The sequence below is a fragment of the Streptomyces sp. NPDC001663 genome (assembly GCF_042893105.1).
Classification (GTDB): Bacteria; Actinomycetota; Actinomycetes; order Streptomycetales; family Streptomycetaceae; genus Streptomyces.
On the sequence record NZ_JBIAUR010000028.1, the window covers coordinates 26,723 to 43,215 of the forward strand.

Annotated in this window: 19 protein-coding genes and 3 pseudogenes; 11 read left to right on the forward strand and 11 right to left on the reverse strand. The window is 68.2% G+C overall.

Annotated elements, in window-relative coordinates:
- The first annotated feature begins 60 nt into the window (after window positions 1-60).
- Complete coding sequence (locus tag ACFY1L_RS51990; RefSeq protein ID WP_388842453.1) at window positions 61-1,212, forward strand: XdhC family protein; 1,152 nt, start codon at window positions 61-63, stop codon at window positions 1,210-1,212.
- A gap of 101 nt (window positions 1,213-1,313) precedes the next feature.
- Here ACFY1L_RS51990 and ACFY1L_RS51995 read toward each other — a convergent pair whose 3' ends face one another.
- Window positions 1,314-1,952 carry a TetR family transcriptional regulator gene (locus ACFY1L_RS51995; protein ID WP_388842455.1) on the reverse strand — a complete coding sequence of 213 codons (639 nt, stop codon included), beginning with the start codon at window positions 1,950-1,952 and terminating at the stop codon, window positions 1,314-1,316.
- A 99-nt stretch (window positions 1,953-2,051) separates the two neighbouring features.
- On the opposite strand from ACFY1L_RS51995, the gene ACFY1L_RS52000 reads away from it, so the two are divergent.
- Window positions 2,052-2,990, forward strand: a complete 939-nt coding sequence (locus tag ACFY1L_RS52000) for an aldo/keto reductase (RefSeq protein WP_388842457.1) — start codon at window positions 2,052-2,054, stop codon at window positions 2,988-2,990.
- A gap of 83 nt (window positions 2,991-3,073) precedes the next feature.
- Here ACFY1L_RS52000 and ACFY1L_RS52005 read toward each other — a convergent pair whose 3' ends face one another.
- Entirely contained in the window at window positions 3,074-3,223 is a 150-nt protein-coding gene (locus ACFY1L_RS52005; RefSeq protein ID WP_388842459.1) for a hypothetical protein, read from the reverse strand.
- Between the two features lie 405 nt (window positions 3,224-3,628).
- A complete protein-coding gene (locus tag ACFY1L_RS52010; protein ID WP_388842461.1) occupies window positions 3,629-4,510 on the reverse strand; it encodes a helix-turn-helix domain-containing protein in 882 nt (293 codons plus the stop codon).
- 197 nt (window positions 4,511-4,707) lie between these two features.
- Between ACFY1L_RS52010 and ACFY1L_RS52015 the strand changes: the two genes are divergently transcribed.
- The 3 genes from ACFY1L_RS52015 to ACFY1L_RS52025 all read left to right on the forward strand — a co-directional run bounded on the left by ACFY1L_RS52015 (window position 4,708) and on the right by ACFY1L_RS52025 (window position 6,721).
- On the forward strand, window positions 4,708-5,373 hold the full coding sequence (locus tag ACFY1L_RS52015; RefSeq protein ID WP_388842463.1) for an SDR family NAD(P)-dependent oxidoreductase: 666 nt from the start codon (window positions 4,708-4,710) through the stop codon (window positions 5,371-5,373).
- A 203-nt stretch (window positions 5,374-5,576) separates the two neighbouring features.
- The gene (locus tag ACFY1L_RS52020; protein ID WP_388842465.1) at window positions 5,577-5,924 is read left to right on the forward strand and encodes a cyclophilin-like fold protein; all 348 of its coding nucleotides are present in this window, start codon (window positions 5,577-5,579) and stop codon (window positions 5,922-5,924) included.
- 29 nt (window positions 5,925-5,953) lie between these two features.
- Entirely contained in the window at window positions 5,954-6,721 is a 768-nt protein-coding gene (locus ACFY1L_RS52025; RefSeq protein ID WP_388842467.1) for an SDR family NAD(P)-dependent oxidoreductase, read from the forward strand.
- 947 nt (window positions 6,722-7,668) lie between these two features.
- Here ACFY1L_RS52025 and ACFY1L_RS52030 read toward each other — a convergent pair.
- Window positions 7,669-8,625, reverse strand: coding sequence for a carboxylesterase family protein (locus ACFY1L_RS52030; RefSeq protein ID WP_388842469.1), 957 nt, complete (start codon window positions 8,623-8,625; stop codon window positions 7,669-7,671).
- A gap of 15 nt (window positions 8,626-8,640) precedes the next feature.
- Between ACFY1L_RS52030 and ACFY1L_RS52035 the strand changes: the two genes are divergently transcribed.
- Window positions 8,641-8,934: a YybH family protein gene (locus tag ACFY1L_RS52035; protein WP_388842471.1), complete on the forward strand. Its 294-nt coding sequence runs from the start codon at window positions 8,641-8,643 to the stop codon at window positions 8,932-8,934.
- 17 nt (window positions 8,935-8,951) lie between these two features.
- Here the strand turns inward: ACFY1L_RS52035 and ACFY1L_RS52040 are convergent.
- Window positions 8,952-9,173 (reverse strand): annotated as a pseudogene (locus tag ACFY1L_RS52040) (hypothetical protein); the annotation flags it as partial.
- Window positions 9,174-9,297: 124 nt separating this feature from the next.
- On the opposite strand from ACFY1L_RS52040, the gene ACFY1L_RS52045 reads away from it, so the two are divergent.
- From ACFY1L_RS52045 to ACFY1L_RS52055, 3 genes are read left to right on the forward strand one after another with little or no spacing between them, the layout of a single operon-like run.
- Complete coding sequence (locus tag ACFY1L_RS52045) at window positions 9,298-10,437, forward strand: sugar ABC transporter substrate-binding protein (RefSeq protein ID WP_388842473.1); 1,140 nt, start codon at window positions 9,298-9,300, stop codon at window positions 10,435-10,437.
- Window positions 10,434-11,486 carry an ABC transporter permease gene (locus ACFY1L_RS52050; protein ID WP_388842475.1) on the forward strand — a complete coding sequence of 351 codons (1,053 nt, stop codon included), beginning with the start codon at window positions 10,434-10,436 and terminating at the stop codon, window positions 11,484-11,486. The genes ACFY1L_RS52045 and ACFY1L_RS52050 overlap by 4 nt, the downstream gene beginning before the upstream one ends.
- Complete coding sequence (locus tag ACFY1L_RS52055; protein WP_388842477.1) at window positions 11,483-12,256, forward strand: ATP-binding cassette domain-containing protein; 774 nt, start codon at window positions 11,483-11,485, stop codon at window positions 12,254-12,256. Before ACFY1L_RS52050 ends, ACFY1L_RS52055 begins: the two co-directional genes overlap by 4 nt.
- A 262-nt stretch (window positions 12,257-12,518) precedes the next feature.
- On the opposite strand, the pseudogene ACFY1L_RS52060 reads toward ACFY1L_RS52055, so the two are convergent.
- The 4 genes and pseudogenes from ACFY1L_RS52060 to ACFY1L_RS52075 form a co-directional block, all read right to left on the reverse strand.
- Window positions 12,519-13,182 (reverse strand): annotated as a pseudogene (locus ACFY1L_RS52060) (nucleotidyl transferase AbiEii/AbiGii toxin family protein).
- Window positions 13,183-13,187: 5 nt separating this feature from the next.
- On the reverse strand, window positions 13,188-13,583 hold the full coding sequence (locus tag ACFY1L_RS52065; RefSeq protein WP_388842479.1) for a hypothetical protein: 396 nt from the start codon (window positions 13,581-13,583) through the stop codon (window positions 13,188-13,190).
- Between the two features lie 285 nt (window positions 13,584-13,868).
- Complete coding sequence (locus ACFY1L_RS52070) at window positions 13,869-14,096, reverse strand: winged helix-turn-helix domain-containing protein (protein WP_388842574.1); 228 nt, start codon at window positions 14,094-14,096, stop codon at window positions 13,869-13,871.
- Between the two features lie 357 nt (window positions 14,097-14,453).
- Entirely contained in the window at window positions 14,454-14,648 is a 195-nt protein-coding gene (locus ACFY1L_RS52075; protein WP_388842481.1) for a hypothetical protein, read from the reverse strand.
- A 304-nt stretch (window positions 14,649-14,952) separates the two neighbouring features.
- Here ACFY1L_RS52075 and ACFY1L_RS52080 point away from each other — a divergent pair.
- Window positions 14,953-15,102, forward strand: a pseudogene (locus ACFY1L_RS52080) (PRC-barrel domain containing protein); the annotation flags it as partial.
- 66 nt (window positions 15,103-15,168) lie between these two features.
- Here the strand turns inward: ACFY1L_RS52080 and ACFY1L_RS52085 are convergent.
- Both ACFY1L_RS52085 and ACFY1L_RS52090 read right to left on the reverse strand, forming a co-directional pair.
- Window positions 15,169-15,555 (reverse strand): hypothetical protein, encoded by a 387-nt coding sequence (locus ACFY1L_RS52085; RefSeq protein ID WP_388842483.1) that lies wholly within the window; start codon window positions 15,553-15,555, stop codon window positions 15,169-15,171.
- Between the two features lie 52 nt (window positions 15,556-15,607).
- Window positions 15,608-15,880, reverse strand: coding sequence for a Rieske 2Fe-2S domain-containing protein (locus ACFY1L_RS52090; protein ID WP_388842485.1), 273 nt, complete (start codon window positions 15,878-15,880; stop codon window positions 15,608-15,610).
- 302 nt (window positions 15,881-16,182) lie between these two features.
- On the opposite strand from ACFY1L_RS52090, the gene ACFY1L_RS52095 reads away from it, so the two are divergent.
- A complete protein-coding gene (locus tag ACFY1L_RS52095; protein WP_388842487.1) occupies window positions 16,183-16,350 on the forward strand; it encodes a hypothetical protein in 168 nt (55 codons plus the stop codon).
- Window positions 16,351-16,493 lie beyond the last annotated feature (143 nt).

Sequence of the window (16,493 nt, forward strand, 5' to 3'; positions counted from 1 at the left end):
TGGACGCGGCGGCGGCCCGATCCGCCTTCTGCGACAGCGACGTCTGTTCTGGAGACCCCCATGCTGAACATCGCAGACACACTGCACCGCTGGTGCCGCGAGGAACGCCCCTTCGCCCTGGCCACGGTCGTCGACGTCACCGGTAGCGCACCCCTGCCCGTCGGAACGTCGGTGGCGGTGGACGAGGACGGCAAGGCCATCGGCAGCATCTCCGGCGGCTGCGTCGAGGGCGCGGTGTACGAGCTGTGCCGCCAGGTCCTCCACGACCGAGGCGGCCCCCAGCGCGCCTGGTTCGGCTACTCAGACGACGATGCCTTCGCCGTGGGCCTGACCTGCGGCGGGGAACTCGACGTGTTCGTGCAGCGTGTCGACCCGGCCGCCCAGCCGCATCTCGGCGCGGCGCTCGCCGAGGCGGTCGAGGGCCGGCCTGCCGCCGTGGCGCAGGTCGTGGACGGGCCCGAGGGATTGCTCGGCACCACATTGAGCGTGCTCGGCGACAGTTGGATCGCCGACAGCACGCTCGGCGACGGGCCGACCGGGCGGGCAGTGGCGGACCGGGCCACCGCCCAACTGCGTACCGGACGCACCGCACTCCTCACCCTCGGCTCAGACGCCGACACCTGCCCCGAGAAGCTCTCCGTCCTCGTCCACGCGGCCGCCACCCGCCCCCGCATGCTGATCTTCGGCGCGATCGACTTCGCCGCCGCCCTCGCCCAGGCCGGCCGGTTCCTCGGCTACCACGTCACCGTGTGCGACGCCCGCCCGGTCTTCGCCACCGAAGCCCGCTTCCCGCACGCCGACGAGGTGGTCGTCGACTGGCCCCACCGCTACCTGGAAGGGACGGCAGTGGACGCCCGTACCGCGGTCTGCGTGCTGACCCACGACGCCAAGTTCGACATCCCTCTGCTCCGGCTCGCCCTCGACCTGCCCGTCGGCTACGTCGGCGCCATGGGCTCCCGGCGAACCCACGACGAACGTCTGCGCCGCCTGCGTGAAGTCGGGGTCACTGATGGACAGTTGGATCGGCTGCGTTCCCCGATCGGCCTCGACCTGGGTGCCCGCACCCCCGAGGAGACGGCCATCTCCATCACCGCCGAGATCATCGCCCACGCAAACCAGAGCACCGGCCTGCCTCTGGCGCGGGTCAAGGGTCCGATCCACCGCGTTTCCGGGGCTGCTTCAGACATTCATGCGGTGTGCGATCTTCTGTGAAATTCCTTTGACGGCGTGAGCGGAGTAGGAAGCACGGGGGCCTCGAGTGAGGTGCGGAGAGCGCGCGGCGGCATCGGCCGGGTTGCGGCACGGTGAGGACGTCACCCTGGCTGACGAGTCCGTGGCCCATCACCGTCGGTCGCTACTCCTGGTTCATGCGTCGCAGGGAAGAGGCGCTGAACGGCGGCGACGATGGCTGCCCGGCGGGCCGCCAGGAAGGCGTCGCGTTCCTCGCCGAGGGGAACAAGGTCGTTCTGGCCGGCCCACGACAAAGCCAGCTGACTGACGAACACGAGGATGTCCTCGGGCTCCCACGCGGGATCGAGGTGGCCGGCCTCCTGCGCCTTGCGTACCTGCTCGATCTTGCGGCGCAGGGACTCCTGCACCGGGTCGTCGGAGGGAGTCTCCCCGGCCGGCAGCTCCAGTTGGCCCCACATCATCAGCCGGTGGCGTTCGGGATGGCGGACGGCGTGGTCATGCATGCGGCCGGCGTAGCCCGGTAGGTCGGCGGGATCCAGGGGAACGGCTTCGGCCATGGCGGCGAGCTCCCGGCCGGCGACGAACCGGTAGAGCGCCTCCTTGCTGCGGAAGTACGCATAGACGCGTTCTTTGCTCGTGCGGGCCGCCTTGGCGATCCGCTCGACCCGCGCTCCCGCGATGCCATGACGGGCGAATTCGGCGGTGGCCGCGGAAATGATGCGGTCACTGGTGGCGTCGGTGACGCTGCTGCGGGAGGCCATGAGGTCTAGCTTATCCAACCGAACCGTTCGGTTTGGCGGCGGCGACGGACAGCTGTATGGTCGAACCAAACCGTTTGGTGTGACATACAGGAGCAGACCATGCAACAGCGCAATCTGGGCCGCCAGGGCCTGACCGTCTCCGAGATCGGCTACGGCGCGATGGGCACCGCGGTCGGCTACGGCCCCTCGGACGACACCGGGTCGATCGCCGCGATCCGCCGCGCTCACGAGCTCGGCGTGACCCACTTCGACACCGCGGAGATGTACGGCTGGGGAGAGGGCGAGAAGCTGCTCGGCAACGCTCTGGCCCCCATCCGCGACGAGGTGACGATCGCGACGAAGTTCGGCCTCACACCGACCTTCGCTCCGAACTCGAGGCCGGAGCACATCCGGGAGGTCGTCGAGAACAGCCTCCGCAACCTGAACATCGACGTGATCGACGTGCTCTACCAGCACGGCCCCGACCCGAGCGTCCCGATCGAGGACGTGGTCGGTGTGATGAAGGAGTTCGTCGACGCCGGCAAGGTCAAGTACCTCGGCCTGTCCAACACCGACACCGACGCCATCCGCCGAGCCCACGCGGTGCACCCGATCTCGGTCCTGCAGCACGAGTACTCGATCTTCGCCCACGACTCCGAGCGGTTCTTCCCCGTACTGGAGGAGCTCGGCATCGGCCTGGTCGCCTACTCCCCGCTCGCCCGCGGTTTTCTCAGCGGCGCGGTCAAGCCCCGTGAGCATTACGACTCGAGCGACTTCCGCCAGATGATTCCCTGGTGGGCCCCGGAGAACTTCGACCAGAACCTCTCCATCGTCAGCGAGCTCACCAAGCTCGCGGAGAGCAAGGGCGTCACCACGTCCCAGCTCGCCCTGGCCTGGCTGCTCGCGAAGAAGGACTACATCGTCCCGATCCCCGGCTCGCGCAACCCCGAGCGCGTCGCGCAGAACATCGCGTCCGCCGACCTCAGGCTGACCGCCGCCGACCTCGCCCGCATCGACGAGATCGCGCCCGACGGCGGCATCGGCGGACGAGGTATGTGACACCCCTGCCTACCGGAGCCCGGCTGACCGCTGCGGGCAGGCAACCCGCAACCATCGTTCAAGTCGTGTGTAACGGGCGCCTGTTACCTGGCGGCGCGCACCAGGCGCAGATAGCGGTCCCAGTCCGAGTACGGGCCGCGGTCGATGTGGGTGGCGCCGGGGACTTCGTTGTGGCCGACGATGTGCTCGCGGTCGACGTGGATGTCGTAGCGCGCACTGATGTCGGCCGCCAACTCGGCGGAGGCGCGGTAGGCGGCATCGCAGCGACACGGTGCCCCGGGTCCTGGAAGGCCCGGGCGGCCGCGGTGAAGCGGGACTGGGTGACGTGGATGACAATGCGGTCGATGGTGTAGTCGTCGGGCCGGTCGGCGTAGCGGTAGTTGGCGGCCGACGCGGCGATCCACTGGGCGGAGGGCCGGTCGACCGTTCCGCCCCGCCTCGCGCCACGCTGTCCCGGGAGGTTGTCGCCGACGCTGGCCGCCGCGCTGCCGAGGCCGACGACGAGCGCGGCGCCCGCACCGAACAGCAGGTCCGGCGGGTCGTGGTGGGGCGGGAGGGCCCACGCCGGGGTGGCGGCAGTTGGCCGTTGGGCATGTCGTTGGTGATGTGCCTGCTCGCGAGTAAGGGCCCGACCGTGGTCAGGCGACAGGAGGAGAGGCCGGCAGCTTCTGGTCGGTGGCCCAGGAGGCGAGGATGCGCAGCCGCTCGTGGGTGGGGGAGCCGGGTGCGGCCGTCCAGACGGTGAGGTGCTGGTCGGGGTCGGTGTTGGCGGTCAACGTGTCCCAGTCCAGGACGAGTTCGCCGACCACCGGGTGGTTGAGGGTCTTCGTGCCCACCGTGCGCGCCGCGACGCGGTGGTCGCCCCACCACTGTGCGAACTGCTTGTCGCGCAGGGACAGTTCACCGACCAGCTCGATCAGACGGGGGTCCTCGGGATACTGCGCGGCTTCCATCCGCAGCTGGGCCACGGCGAGCCGCGCGGAGGTCTCCCAGTCGGCGTACAGGGTGCGCATGGCCGGGTCCGTGAAGATGATCCGCGGGTAGTTGCGGTGCTTCTCCGGGATCCGGGAGAAGTCGGTGACCAGCGCGGCCGCCAGCGCGTTCCAGGCGAGGATGTCCCCGCGCCGCCCCTGCACGATGGCCGGCGTGGCGGTGAGATCGTCCAGCACGCGCTGCAACTGCGGCTGGACCTTCTGCCGCCCCCGGCTGCGGGTGCGCGTGGTGATCTTGCCGGCGAGCTGGAAGAGATAGCCGCGTTCGTCGTCGTCGAGATGGAGCACCCGGGCGAGCGTGTCCAGCACGGGCGCGGACGCCTGCATACGGCCCTGTTCGAGACGCGTGTAGTAGTCGGTGCTGATGCTGGCGAGCTGGGCGACCTCTTCGCGGCGCAGCCCGGCGACTCGGCGCGGGCCGCCGTTGTCGGGCAGGCCGACAGCGCGCGGGCTCAGCTCGGCGCGGCGCTTCTTGAGGAATTCTCCCAGCTCGTTGAGGGGAACGTTGCCGGTCATGCCGCTCAGCATGACACCGCACGCACCTGAGGAAGGAGGGAGAGTTTTCCCCCAGGATGTATCCCTCCTCGGATGTCTTTCTCCACTCTTCGCTCTTGCCTCGGCGTGTGAGGCTCGACATAGAGCAGCCTGCGCGGCGATCCCGAGCGCCGTGGCGGCAATGTCCTCCCCAAGCCTCAGCGAAGCCCCTCCACCCAGAAAGACTCACCATGACGACCTTCGCCCTCGTCGGCGCCGGCCCCGGCCTCGGGCTCGCCACCGCACGCCGCTTCGGATCCGCCGGACACACCGTCGCCCTCATCTCCCGCAACGCCGAGAAGCTGGAGGGGCTGAGCGCCGAACTGGCCCGCGACGGCATCCAGGCGCGGGGCTTCACCGCCGACGTCCTCGACACCGAGTCACTGGACGCGGCCCTCAACGCGGCCGCAACCTCCCTGGGTCCCATCGAGATCCTGCAGTACAGCCCCGTGCCCCGCGCCGACTTCATGAAGCCCGTCCTCGAGGCGACTGCCGACGGCCTCGACGCGCCCCTCGCCTTGTCCGTCAAGGGCCCGGTCACCGCGGTGAACGCCGCTCTGCCCGGCATGCGTCAACTCGGTCGCGGCACCCTGCTGTTCGTCAACGGCGGCAGCGCCGTACGCCCCCATCCCGACCGGGCTGGCACCTCGATCGCCTTCGCCGCCGAGAGCGCCTACGCCCACATGCTCCACGACGCCCTCGCCCCGGAGAACATCCACACCGCCCAGCTGATCATCCCCAGCGCCATCCGGCCCGACGCCGAACACAGCAGCCCTGAGGTGCTGGCCCATCGCCTGTACGACATGCACCTCAAGTGCAACGGCTTCCGCCACTACGCCGAGCCCCTGCCCAACTGACGCCCCCGGAGGATGCCGTGAGCCCGACCACCCGTTCCAGCCTTGCCCGCGCCGCCCCGACCGTCTTACTGCTTGCAGTGACCGCCTGTACCGACGAGGCGCCCCCGTCCCCGTCTTCCCCGTCCTCGACCTCCGCCTCCGCGTCCCAGCGAACGCCGACGGCCACGGCACCGGCCTCACCGTCCGATGACAAGGGCACCGCCATGAACATCCGGGTCACCATCGAGGGCCACCGGGCCGACGCCACCCTGAACGACACCGCCACGGCCCGCGACTTCGCCGCCCTGCTCCCGCTCACGCTGAACCTGAGCGACTTCCACGAGACGGAGAAGATCGCTGACCTGCCCCGTCGGCTGTCCACCTCCGGCGCCCCGGACGCCGCCGAAGCCAAGGCCGGTGACCTGGCGTACTACGCGCCCTGGGGCAACTTGGCCCTCTTCTACCGGGGCAGCGGCTCCAGCGACGCCGGCTTGATCATCCTCGGCAGCGTGCACGGCGACACCGGACGCCTCGCCACCGCCACCAAGGTCACCATCGAAACCGCCTCCTGACCCCGGCCCACTCAACGGGAGAAAGACACGTGAACCCCACCTACGACTTCACCGGCCAGGTCGCCCTCGTCACCGGCGCCGGCTCAGGCATGGGCCTGGCGACCGCCCGCGCCTTCGCCGAGTCCGGGGCCGCCGTCGCCCTCACCGACATCGACGAAGTCGCCCTGAACGCAGCCGTCAAGGAACTCACCGACTCCGGTCACCGAGCACTCGCCCTCGCCTGCGACGTCAGCGACGAGGACCAGGTGGCGGCTGCGGTCGACCGCACCGTCGAGACCTTCGGCCGCCTCGACATGGCCTACAACAACGCCGGCATCCAGATCCCGCCCAGCGACGCCGCCGACGAACCCGCCGAGCGGTTCGACCGCGTCAACGCCATCAACCTCCGCGGCGTGTGGGCCTGTATGAAACACGAGCTGCGGCACATGCGCGCCCAGGGCAGTGGCGCCATCGTCAACTGCTCCTCCCTCGGCGGCCTGGTCGGCCTCCCCGGCCGTGCCTCCTACCACGCCTCCAAGCACGGCGTGATCGGCCTGACCACCAGCGCGGCCCTGGAGTACGCCCCGCGCGGCATCCGTATCAACGCCGTCTGCCCCGGCACCATCGACACCCCGATGGTCAGCGACATGATCGCCAAGGGGGAGCTGGACCGCGCCGAGGCCGAGGCCAACCAGCCCATCAACCGCCTCGGTACGGCCGAGGAGATCGCCCAGGCGGTCCTGTGGCTGTGCAGCCCGGGAGCCGGTTTCGTCGTAGGTGTCGCCCTCCCCGTCGACGGCGGCTACGTCGCCCGATAGCAGCGTGGGAGCCGCCGTCACGCAACCGACAACGGCTCCCACGGCAGCATCAGACATCAGCAGACGGTGAAGGGATCGAGGGGTGAAGGCCGGCCAGTGCGGCAGTGCCCGGGTGCGAGAGGCGAGCCGGGGAAGGCGTCCTTCCACACGGTGCGCACGGTACGACCGACGAGTCCGCGCAGCACGGGCCACACCTGGAGGAGTAGTTCCGGTTGAGGTGGCGCGGCAGGTCGTCGTGCAGGCCCTCGTGCAGGACGGTGCGGTACAGGCCCATGCGCCGACAAGGTTCGCCCAGGTCGTACCAAGTCATCCCGGATCAGGCCATGTACAGCGGCAGCTCCACGATTCCCTGCGTCGGCCCATGCAGCTAGTCCAGCGACTCCGGCAGACGGCGCCGGACTTTTCCCCGGTACGGAGCGAGGTTCTCGGTGTCAGCGCCCTAGAGGTCCCTCGGCGCGGGTGCGGGGTGCTGTGGACTGGAGGACATGCTTCCACGGGATGGACTGAAGGCCATGACGCTCGTTTGACGCTCTGGTCGCCCGCACGCAGGACGATGAGCCGACAAATCGGCTCTGACCTGGTCTTTTCTGGGATCTTTTCGGGCCGACAACTTTCCGATGACCCACCATATGGAGTGTGTTGCGATCCTTGAACCGGCCGTAAAGGGCTCCTGACCTGGAGTTTTATTCGTGATGGGTCGTCAGGCAGCTGTAGGCGCAGGTCAGGGTCTCCGCTGCTGTGGTGTCGTCGTGGTCGTTACTGAGTTTGAACTCATGATGTCGTTGGGGTGAGCGATAGTCCGGTCCAGGCGAGGCATCCGTCGATGAGGTGAGGGCGGTACTGGATTTCCTCATCCCGTGGCGGATGGTCTGGATGAGGTGCTCGAGGGTGGTGAAGGCGGTGTTGGACAGCAAGCCGCGCCCCCGGCGCCGACCACCACGGAGTCCTCATGTCCGTGACGCCCAGAAGCGGCAGTGGTGACCGGTGGCCAGATCGGTCTGGGAAATCCCGCCGCGCGCGGAGTCCAGCGACTGGGTGGCCGGGAACCTCGGCCAGCGGGGCAGTCCCGCCCTGTTCGGATCGCCCTGGGCGGCGAACGCGGCCCAATACATGATCATCGATTCGGACAGGTTCCGCTGCGCGGGGTCGAGCGGCACGGACGTGCCCTGGATGTCGAAGAGCAAGGGGAGCTCCGAGCCGTGAAAGGCGCCGGGCGGGTAGCCCTTGGGGAAGATGCCAAGGAAGTCCGGGACGTTCGGCTCGGCGAACTCGAAACTGAAGACGGGCACGTGCCGGGCCAGAAGCCGGTCGGCGGCGAGGGTCGGGCACACCCATCCGACGTCGGTGCCGACCGCGGCCCAGGCCAGCGCGGCCGGGGAACCCGACTGGCTGGAGTACGCCCGGGGCGGATACCGAGCGTAGACGCGACGGGCCATGCGCTCTCCGAAGGACGTCGCCAGCAGAGCCCGGTAACGGGCGTCATCGATGGGCTTCTCCGCCTCGAAAAGGCTCCCGAACAGCCGGTGTTCGTCCCGGGTGTTGCCCTGCATCACCGCTACCCGATGGAAGGCGCCGGTCCGCAGTGCCTTGACCGGGTCGGTGGGCAGTGCCCGGGTCCCGAACGCCGACGTGACGAACTGGCCGTTCAACGCCAGGAGCTTCCCGGTCTCCGTCCGGCGCAGGCATGCCGGTCCGTCCGGTCCCGCGCAGCCCAGCCCCGCCGCCGCGGCGCCCCGAGCCTGCACGGCCGTTCGGGGCGCCCAATAGGAGATGGCATCGAGCCCGGGGGCCATCACGTTCTCGGGCCAGCTCTGCAGGCAGGATCCACTCTGATTGACTTCCTCCCCCTCGTTCACGAGGGGGAGGAAGTCAAGCGCGCGTACGAGTCGGCGAACAACAGCCACGACATCGAGCGTGTCGTGCCGTTCATTGCCGAGGACGCCAACTACTGGTTCTCAGACGGCTCATATCGGGGCATCGAGGAGATCCGGTCCGCGATCGAGAAGACATTCTCGACCATCCTCGACGAGGTGTATGAGGTCCGGGACCTGGAGTGGCCGGTGCTCACCACCGGTGTGGCGGTGTGCCGCTATCGGTTCGCGTGGACCGGCGTAGTCGACGGCGAGCCACGTTCCGGTCAGGGGCGGGGCACCAACGTCATTGTGCGGCGGGACAGCGTGTGGATGATGCTCCATGAGCATCTGAGCAGCTGATCGCTTCCGACGGATGATCAGGCGGTGAGGCCGTAATCGTGCTGGTCGGGGGTGGGGTAGAGGCGCTGGTGCTCGCGGGCGAGGTGCAACGCCCAGTAGGCGTCGAAGTCGCCGTTGTCGATGAGAGCGCGGAGCTTGAGCACGGCTTCGGCGCCGTCCAGGGCCCAGCGGCTGCCGGTGATGACGAGGTAGGCGACGGCGTAGGCGTGGCGGGGCAGGCGATCCACGTACAAATGTTGACGAAACCGTAGCCCGCTCGGGGCCTTGACGGCCTATCAGGCCAGTTCTACGTTCAGCCCCACCAAATGTGCCGAACGCCGTTCGAAATACCGGGCGGCATGGGCCGAGCGCGCCGGAGTGATCATGAAGAAGATCGATCCGCAGGTGGAAAAGGCCGTCGACACGCTCAGCCTGAACGGGCTGGCCAGGCGGCGACTGCTGAGCGGCGTCGGAATGGTGAGCGCCTCGGCCGCCGCGGCGGCCTTGCTGTCCGCCTGCTCAGCCGACAACAAGAGTGACGACAACACATCGGGCGACGGTGTCGGCGACTTCCCGAAGACGCCGAAGTGGAGGTTCGTGTTCGTCAACCACGTCACGACCAACCCGTTCTTCACTCCCACGCAATACGGCGCAGCGGACGCCTGCGCACTCCTGGGCGCCTCGTTCCAGTGGACCGGCTCGAAGGACTCGAGCGTCCCGGAAATGGTCAGCGCCATGAGCTCGGCCGTCTCCGCGAAGGCCGACGGCATCGCCATAGCGGTCGTCGACAAGAACGCCTTCACGGCGCCCGTCGACAAAGCCCTCGACGCCGGAATCCCGACCCTCTCGTACAACGCGGACGGGGCGAAAGGGGATCCGGGGACGAACCGGCTCTGTTACGTCGGGCAGGACCTCTACCAGTCCGGGGTCGAGCTGGGCCGCCGCATCGCCTCGCTGATGCCTTCCGGCGGGCAAGCGGTGGGGTTCATCGCCACCCCGGGCGCGCTCAACATCCAGCCGCGCATCGACGGGGCCACCGACGCGATCAAGGCATCCGGCAAGTCGATCGACTTCAAGTCGGTCGCGAGCGGCGCAGAGCTTCCTCAGGAGCTGTCGACCATCGACGCGTATGTCAGCGGACACAAGGACCTCAAGGGCCTGTTCGCGGTCGACGCGGGCTCGACGGAGAACGTCGGCAAGGTCGTGAAGAAGTACGGCCTCAAGAAGAAGGGCGTGGTCGCGGGCGGCTTCGACCTGAATCCGAACACCCTCACGGCGATCAAAGCGGGTGACCTCGACTTCACCATCGACCAACAACCCTATCTGCAGGGCTTCCTGAGCGTGCTCTACCTGTGGCTGTACAAGCTGTCCGGCGGACTAGTGATCCCGAGTGTCACCGACACCGGGCTGCTCTTCGTGACCAAGGACAACGTCGACCCCTATCTGCAGACCAAGACCCGGTTCGAGGGCTCCAGCACGAAGCAGCAGTTGGTCAAGCGCTCCGGCCCCATCGCACACGCATGAGCGAGCGGGCCGTGCAGGACGCGACCGGCGGGAGGACCACCACGGCCGGCACCCCGCCGGTGAGGCGGCAGGGCCCGCTGCGCCTGGCCTTCGAGGCGTTCGTCATCCGCCGCGAGGCCACCATCTTCATCGTCGCGGTGGGCCTGCTGCTGTACTTCTGGTCCAACAACTCGGACTTCCTGGCCCGCAGCAACCTGGTCAACCTCTCCCAGCAGACGGCACCGTACGCGATCATCGCGGCGGGCATGGTGCTGCTGCTGGTCAGCGGGGAGATCGATCTGTCGGTGGGCGCCGTCTTCGCGCTGTCGCCGTTCCTGATGCACTACATGATCGACTACTACGGCACGTACCCGATCGTCGCGATCATCGGCTCGATACTGGCCGGCGCCGTCATCGGTCTCGTCAACGGCTTCGTGGTGGTGGTGCTCAAGGTGCCGTCGTTCGTCGCCACGCTCGGCATGCTCTTCCTCATCCTGGGCATCATGCTGACCACGTCGCACGCGTACCCGGCACAGATCCCCGAGGCGGCACACGGGGTGCGCGGCTGGTTCGGACAGTCGGACTGGTCGGAACTGATCTGGTGCCTGATCATCGTCGCGTACTTCCACGTGGTACTCACCCGCTCGCGCTGGGGCCTGTACACGATCGCCACCGGCGGCAACCCGCTCGGCGCGAGCGAGGCCGGCATCAGGACCGGCCGCATCAAGTTCGGCAACTTCATGGTCACCAGCGCCCTCGGGGCCTTCGCCGGCATCCTCGAGGCCTTCCGCGTCGACTCGATCGACCCGACCTCTGCGGGTGCGGATGGCGCGTCCCCGATGTTCACCGCCGTCTCCGCCGCGGTCATCGGTGGCACGGCGCTGGCAGGCGGCTCAGGAACGGTCGTCGGCGCGCTGCTCGGCGCGCTCGTCCTCGCGGAGCTGCGCAACGGGTTCAACCTCATCGGCATCAACGCCAACCCGTTCAACATCATCCTCGGTGCGGCGATCATCCTCTCCATGGTGCTCAACGTGTACCTGACCAGACTGCGAAGGGCAGGCCGTCGATGAGCGGGACGACCGGGCCGACACCGACACCGGCGCTCTCCGTGGAGCACATGGCCAAGGGCTTCGGCGCGGTCACGGCGCTACGGGACGTGAACCTGCGCCTGAACAAAGGTGAAGTGCTCGCCCTGGTCGGTGACAACGGCGCCGGCAAGTCAACCCTGTTGAAGATCCTCTGCGGCTTCCACCGGCCCGACGCCGGCCGCATCCTCCTGAACGGCGAGGAGGTGACGCTCAAGTCGGTCGACCATGCCCGCTCGCTCGGCATTGACGCGGTGTACCAGGACCTGGCGCTGGTGAACGAGCTGACGGTCTACCACAACATGTTCCTGAACCGGGAGATGATCCGCCCCACCCGGCTGCTGCACAACCGCGCGATGCGCAAGATTGCCCAGGAGCACCTGGACGAGATGGGGGTGAACATCCCGTCGGTCGATGTCGAGGTCGCCAAGCTCTCCGGCGGCCAGCGCCAGGCCATCGCCGTGGCCCGCTCGGTCTATTCCGAGGCCAGGGTCCTCCTTCTCGACGAGCCGCTGGCCGCGATGGGCGCCAAGGAGGGCGCACTTATTCTCGACCTGGTCAACGACCTCAAGGCCCGCGGCGAGGTCTCCGTGATCATCATCGCCCACAACTACGCCCAGGTCTTCGAGGTCTGCGACCGGGTCAACTTGCTTCAGCACGGCGAGATCACCTTCGACAAGCGCACGTCGGAGACGTCGGTGGCGGAGCTGACCGACCTGGTGGTCGAGGAGTACCGGAAGTCGCGTACCAAATAGGTATCTTCGGGCGGAGCCACGCCGCGGCGAGTGCGCCGGAGGACGGGGAGCTGGCGGCGGCTGGGCCAGGATCTCGGCATCCTTTGCGGTGAACCGCTCCGGGATGGGACCGAGGGCGTCAACACCTGAACCAAGAAAATCATGCGGCAGATGCACGGCCGAGCAGGATTCGACCTCCTCCGTCACCGCATCCTCCTGCAATAGGGAGAACGCACCGTCACCTCCGACTAGGGAAAAGAGCCACTCGTTTGACAGACCCTGATCAATCGAGGTCGGGGCCGTCGGACTCTTCGAGGAGGCGGGTTGCGAGGTCGTCGGCCCACTCGACGGCCCAGGTGCGAAGAGCGGTGATCGTGGTCTCGTCCAGGCCGTATGCGGCGAAGGCGTCGTCGTCGGTCCACTCGGCGCCGGTGAGGTTCGCCTGCAGGTCCTCGCGCTCGAAGCGGCCGCGGGCGTGGCGGCGGCCGAACTCTTCGAGTTCGGCGTTGGTCCAGCGGCGGGAGGCTGCGAACACGTCGATCAGGTCGCGGGGCGCTCCGCGGTCTGCGAGGGCGCGGACCTTGGTCCCGATCACGTCCTCCTCCGCGAGGACGGGTCCGTAGGGGCTCTGGGCGACCGGCCGCCAGAAGATTTCCTTGAGGATGTCGACTTCGCATTCCTGACCGGTGGCTGGGTCGGTCACGGTGAAGCGGGCGGACAGCGGGGCGGTCTCCAGCGCGTGCACCTTCCAGCCGCGGGCTTCCAGGCCGGCGCGGAGCGTGGCGGCGATGTCGGCCATGGGGGCCGGATTCTCGGTTGCGACGTCGCTGGCTGGGACGGTTGACGAGGCGGTGGGCCCGCACGGCGTATCCGCCGGTGAGGACCAGGGGATACGGGGCGCCGAGCGCGATCACATCGGCCAGGAGCCGTGTGTGCAGCTCCGGCATGTCCCTCACGCGGCTGTCCGGCGGCGGGAGGCGAGCTGGGGGAAGGCGTCTTCCCATACGGCGCGCACGGTGCGGCCGACGAGTGCGCGCAGCACCGGCCACATCTGAAGGAGCAGGTCCTGGTTGAGGTAGCGGGGCAGGTCGTCGTGCAGGCCTTCGTGCTGAACGGTGCGGTACAGGCCCATGCGCTGGCGAGGCTTGTCCAGGTCGTAGGCGGTCATCCCGGACCAGGCCATGTGAAGCGGCAGCTCGACGATTCCCTGTGCGGGGCCGTGCAGCTCGTCCAGCGACTCCGGCAGCCGGCGGCGGAACTTCTCCCGGTACAGCTCCAGGTCCTCGGCGTCCGCGCCCGAGACGTCCTTCGGTGCGGGTGCGGAGTGGTGCTGTGGGCTGGAAGGCATGACTCCATTATGGCGGTCGGCGGAGGGCTGTGGGTCATGCCGTGTCCGCTGGCGTCCGGGGGAGCGGGGAGGGCCTGCTGGGGAGCCGGTTGTGGCTCAGGGCAGGAGGTACGGGCTGTCGGCCGTGAGGCTGATTCGAGGTTCTGGACGTCGGCGCGGGGACAGCAGTTGGTGCTTGCTTGAAGCAGGCCAGCGCAGCCATCGAGATGCGGCCGCGGGAGGCGCCGTTGAACCGCACCACGGGTGTCCCGCCTCTCGGTGCCCAGGTGCGGGAGCGGTGCGACGTCATCGAGACGGCGGCTTCATCCTCAAAAACCAGCCATGCCCCGAGCGCCGCTGCGGTGGATTTGCCTTGGGCCAGGCCTCCTTCACCCAGCCGGCCACCACCGCATCGTCCCGCTCGATGGCCCGACGGGCAGGCTGCTGACACGACCAACCGTGCCGCCGCAGCAACTCCCACACACCACGGACCGACAACGACACCCCCAGCTGATCCGCGATCAGCAGCTGCACGCGCGAAAGCGTCCACCGCTCATCCGCCCAGCCCTGAGCCATCGCGCCTTCCAACAGGACCGGCTCGAGCGCGGCGAAGTCACGGTCGCCGACCTTCGGCCGCTTCGCCGGGCCCGACCTGCAGAGCGTCCCTCTTCCGCCCTCCCGCCAGGACCGTCGCCACCGTTCCACCGACCGCGTACTGACCCGGAGCCTTTTGGCTATCACCACGTTCTTCTCACCCCGAGCGAAGCCACGGCGGCAAGCATGCGCACCCGCTCCCGCGCGACCTGGCCCTGCGGAGTGAGACCACCACCCTGCGCGTACCTCATGCCCACGAACTACCGCAGGGATCAAATGATGTCACTCCCCGACAACTCAACGGAAAGCCCAGTAGCCGTTGTAAGCCGTGTCATGCGGACCGACCGCGCCGACCGGGCGTTCCTGGACGCCGACGACACCTGGTACGAGGGCCGAGCCGGAAAGCACCCGCATGTCATATGGCAAGGCGGGTACTGAGGCTTTTCGGAAAGGGGAATCGATATGGCTGAGTTGATTCTTGTACTGCTCCACGTCCTGATTTTGGACGGCGTCGGATTCGCGAGTTCACATTCTGTGGTGGATTGCCGTCAGCGTGGCGGTTCTGTGGCTCCTGGGATGGGTCTTGTGGAGCGCCGGAAGCGCCGGAAGCGCCGGAAGCGCCGGGATCGGCGGATCGAAGGGTCGCTGGTACCAGTGGCGATCTCATCCATCGCGTAGTCGAAATTGAGAGTTATGTGGCACGGAAACGGTGGGCACTCGACCAACCGAGGGACGCCCACTGAAATTCCGGACGGGCTTTCTCAGTATTCACGCACTGTAAGGGGAGGTTTTGTGCAAGCAGGTTCTGCTCCCTGCCGGTGTCATCTTGCCCATCGACGTCGCCGAGCGGATGATCCACGTCGGCCGCACCAAGGACGAGATCAAGAACTCCCCCGAGTTCGACGCCGGACGCCCACTCCGACGCCCGGCAGCGTGCAGCCCGTAGCTCACGCGGGCCAAGGGAAGGAGATCGGCTGAAGGCGATCGGCTTGGGTGGCTGGGATCTCGGCACCTAACCTGGGCGGCGCCGGGACGGTGGGTCCTGAGGGTCGACGCCGGTCGTCGCGGAGGCGTCCTTGGTGCCGCTAGGGCGCTGGGAGCGACCCCTGGGGCCCGTGTCCCTCCGGCCTTTCTCGTCCTTGTCTGCGTATCCCTCGCCACGTGCGCTGACGCTTTCCACCGTGTCGCCCGGTACCGACTTCGTCTCTTCTTTGGACTTGGTCCGGCCCGGGCCCTTCCCGCCGCCGTGCTCGGCGGTGTGGAAGGAACGATGGGCGCTGGGGTTGTCCTGCTGATCTGTCTCGTCCACGTCGGGAGACCAGCCGTGCTGCTCCGTTCCCTTGTGACGGCTCGGGCCCTGACCGTGCGGTGGCTGGGACGGCTGTGGTTTCTTCGCCATGGGGTGACCTGCCTGTTCGACGGGGGCGATGCCTGTGCGTCGCCATATCGGGTCAATTATCCCGCTTTACGCTTAGATGTATATTGCAGCCACTTCCGGTCGCGCCTATTCCGCGATGTCGCGCTTTCCCGGCGGACGTACGGCGGCACCCTGGAGGACCCGCTCGTCCGGGGTGAAGCCATCCGTGACACGGGCACTCCCGCGCCTGCTCCGTGTGGTTGAACGACACGATGCAGCCGAGGTGGGTGCAGCGGGCCGAGGCGGCCTGGAGCGAGCCGCTTTCGTTCCGATGGACGGCGTACTGCCGTGATCCCAGGCGCACCACGGCGCCGTGCCCGGGGCGATGTCGTCCAGTGCCGTCCCTTTACGGGTGCCAGCCGGTCGTCGGCGAAAGCGGCGGGCCACATGGGCCTCATATTTCAGCAGTGACGTGTCCTCGCGGACCACGGAGGCCAGGCGGCGCGGATCGTAGGGACGGTCCCATGCCGCTGATCAGGTCGCTGAGCAGCAGGCCCGCCATGATGCCGCCGCTCATGCGTCAGCCTCCGAATCCGGTGGCGACGTAGGTGTGCCGACTGCCAGGGTGGAGGTACGGAGGCGGCGGATGAGGGGAGCGGCGGGAGAGTCGTGTCGGCTGCCGTCGAGGACTGGGTGCTGCTCGCCGACTGGGATCCCGACATCGACGGCCGGGAAAGCGCCACCATCCACTGGGCGATCCGACGCGAGGATCTCGCCGCAAGGCGCTTCGGCCGCCACTCTCTTCTGGAACCGTTCCTAAGCAGTGTCCAGGAGTGACATTTGCTGCCAGCTTCCGGAACTGCGCGCATCCCGAACGGTGTTGGGATGCGCTGGTCTCCCGCGTTCGCTGGGTCCCCGTCCGGCTGCGTGCATCGTGTGCACGCTCCGTGACGGGTGGGCGGGTTCCCTCACGCTCTGGT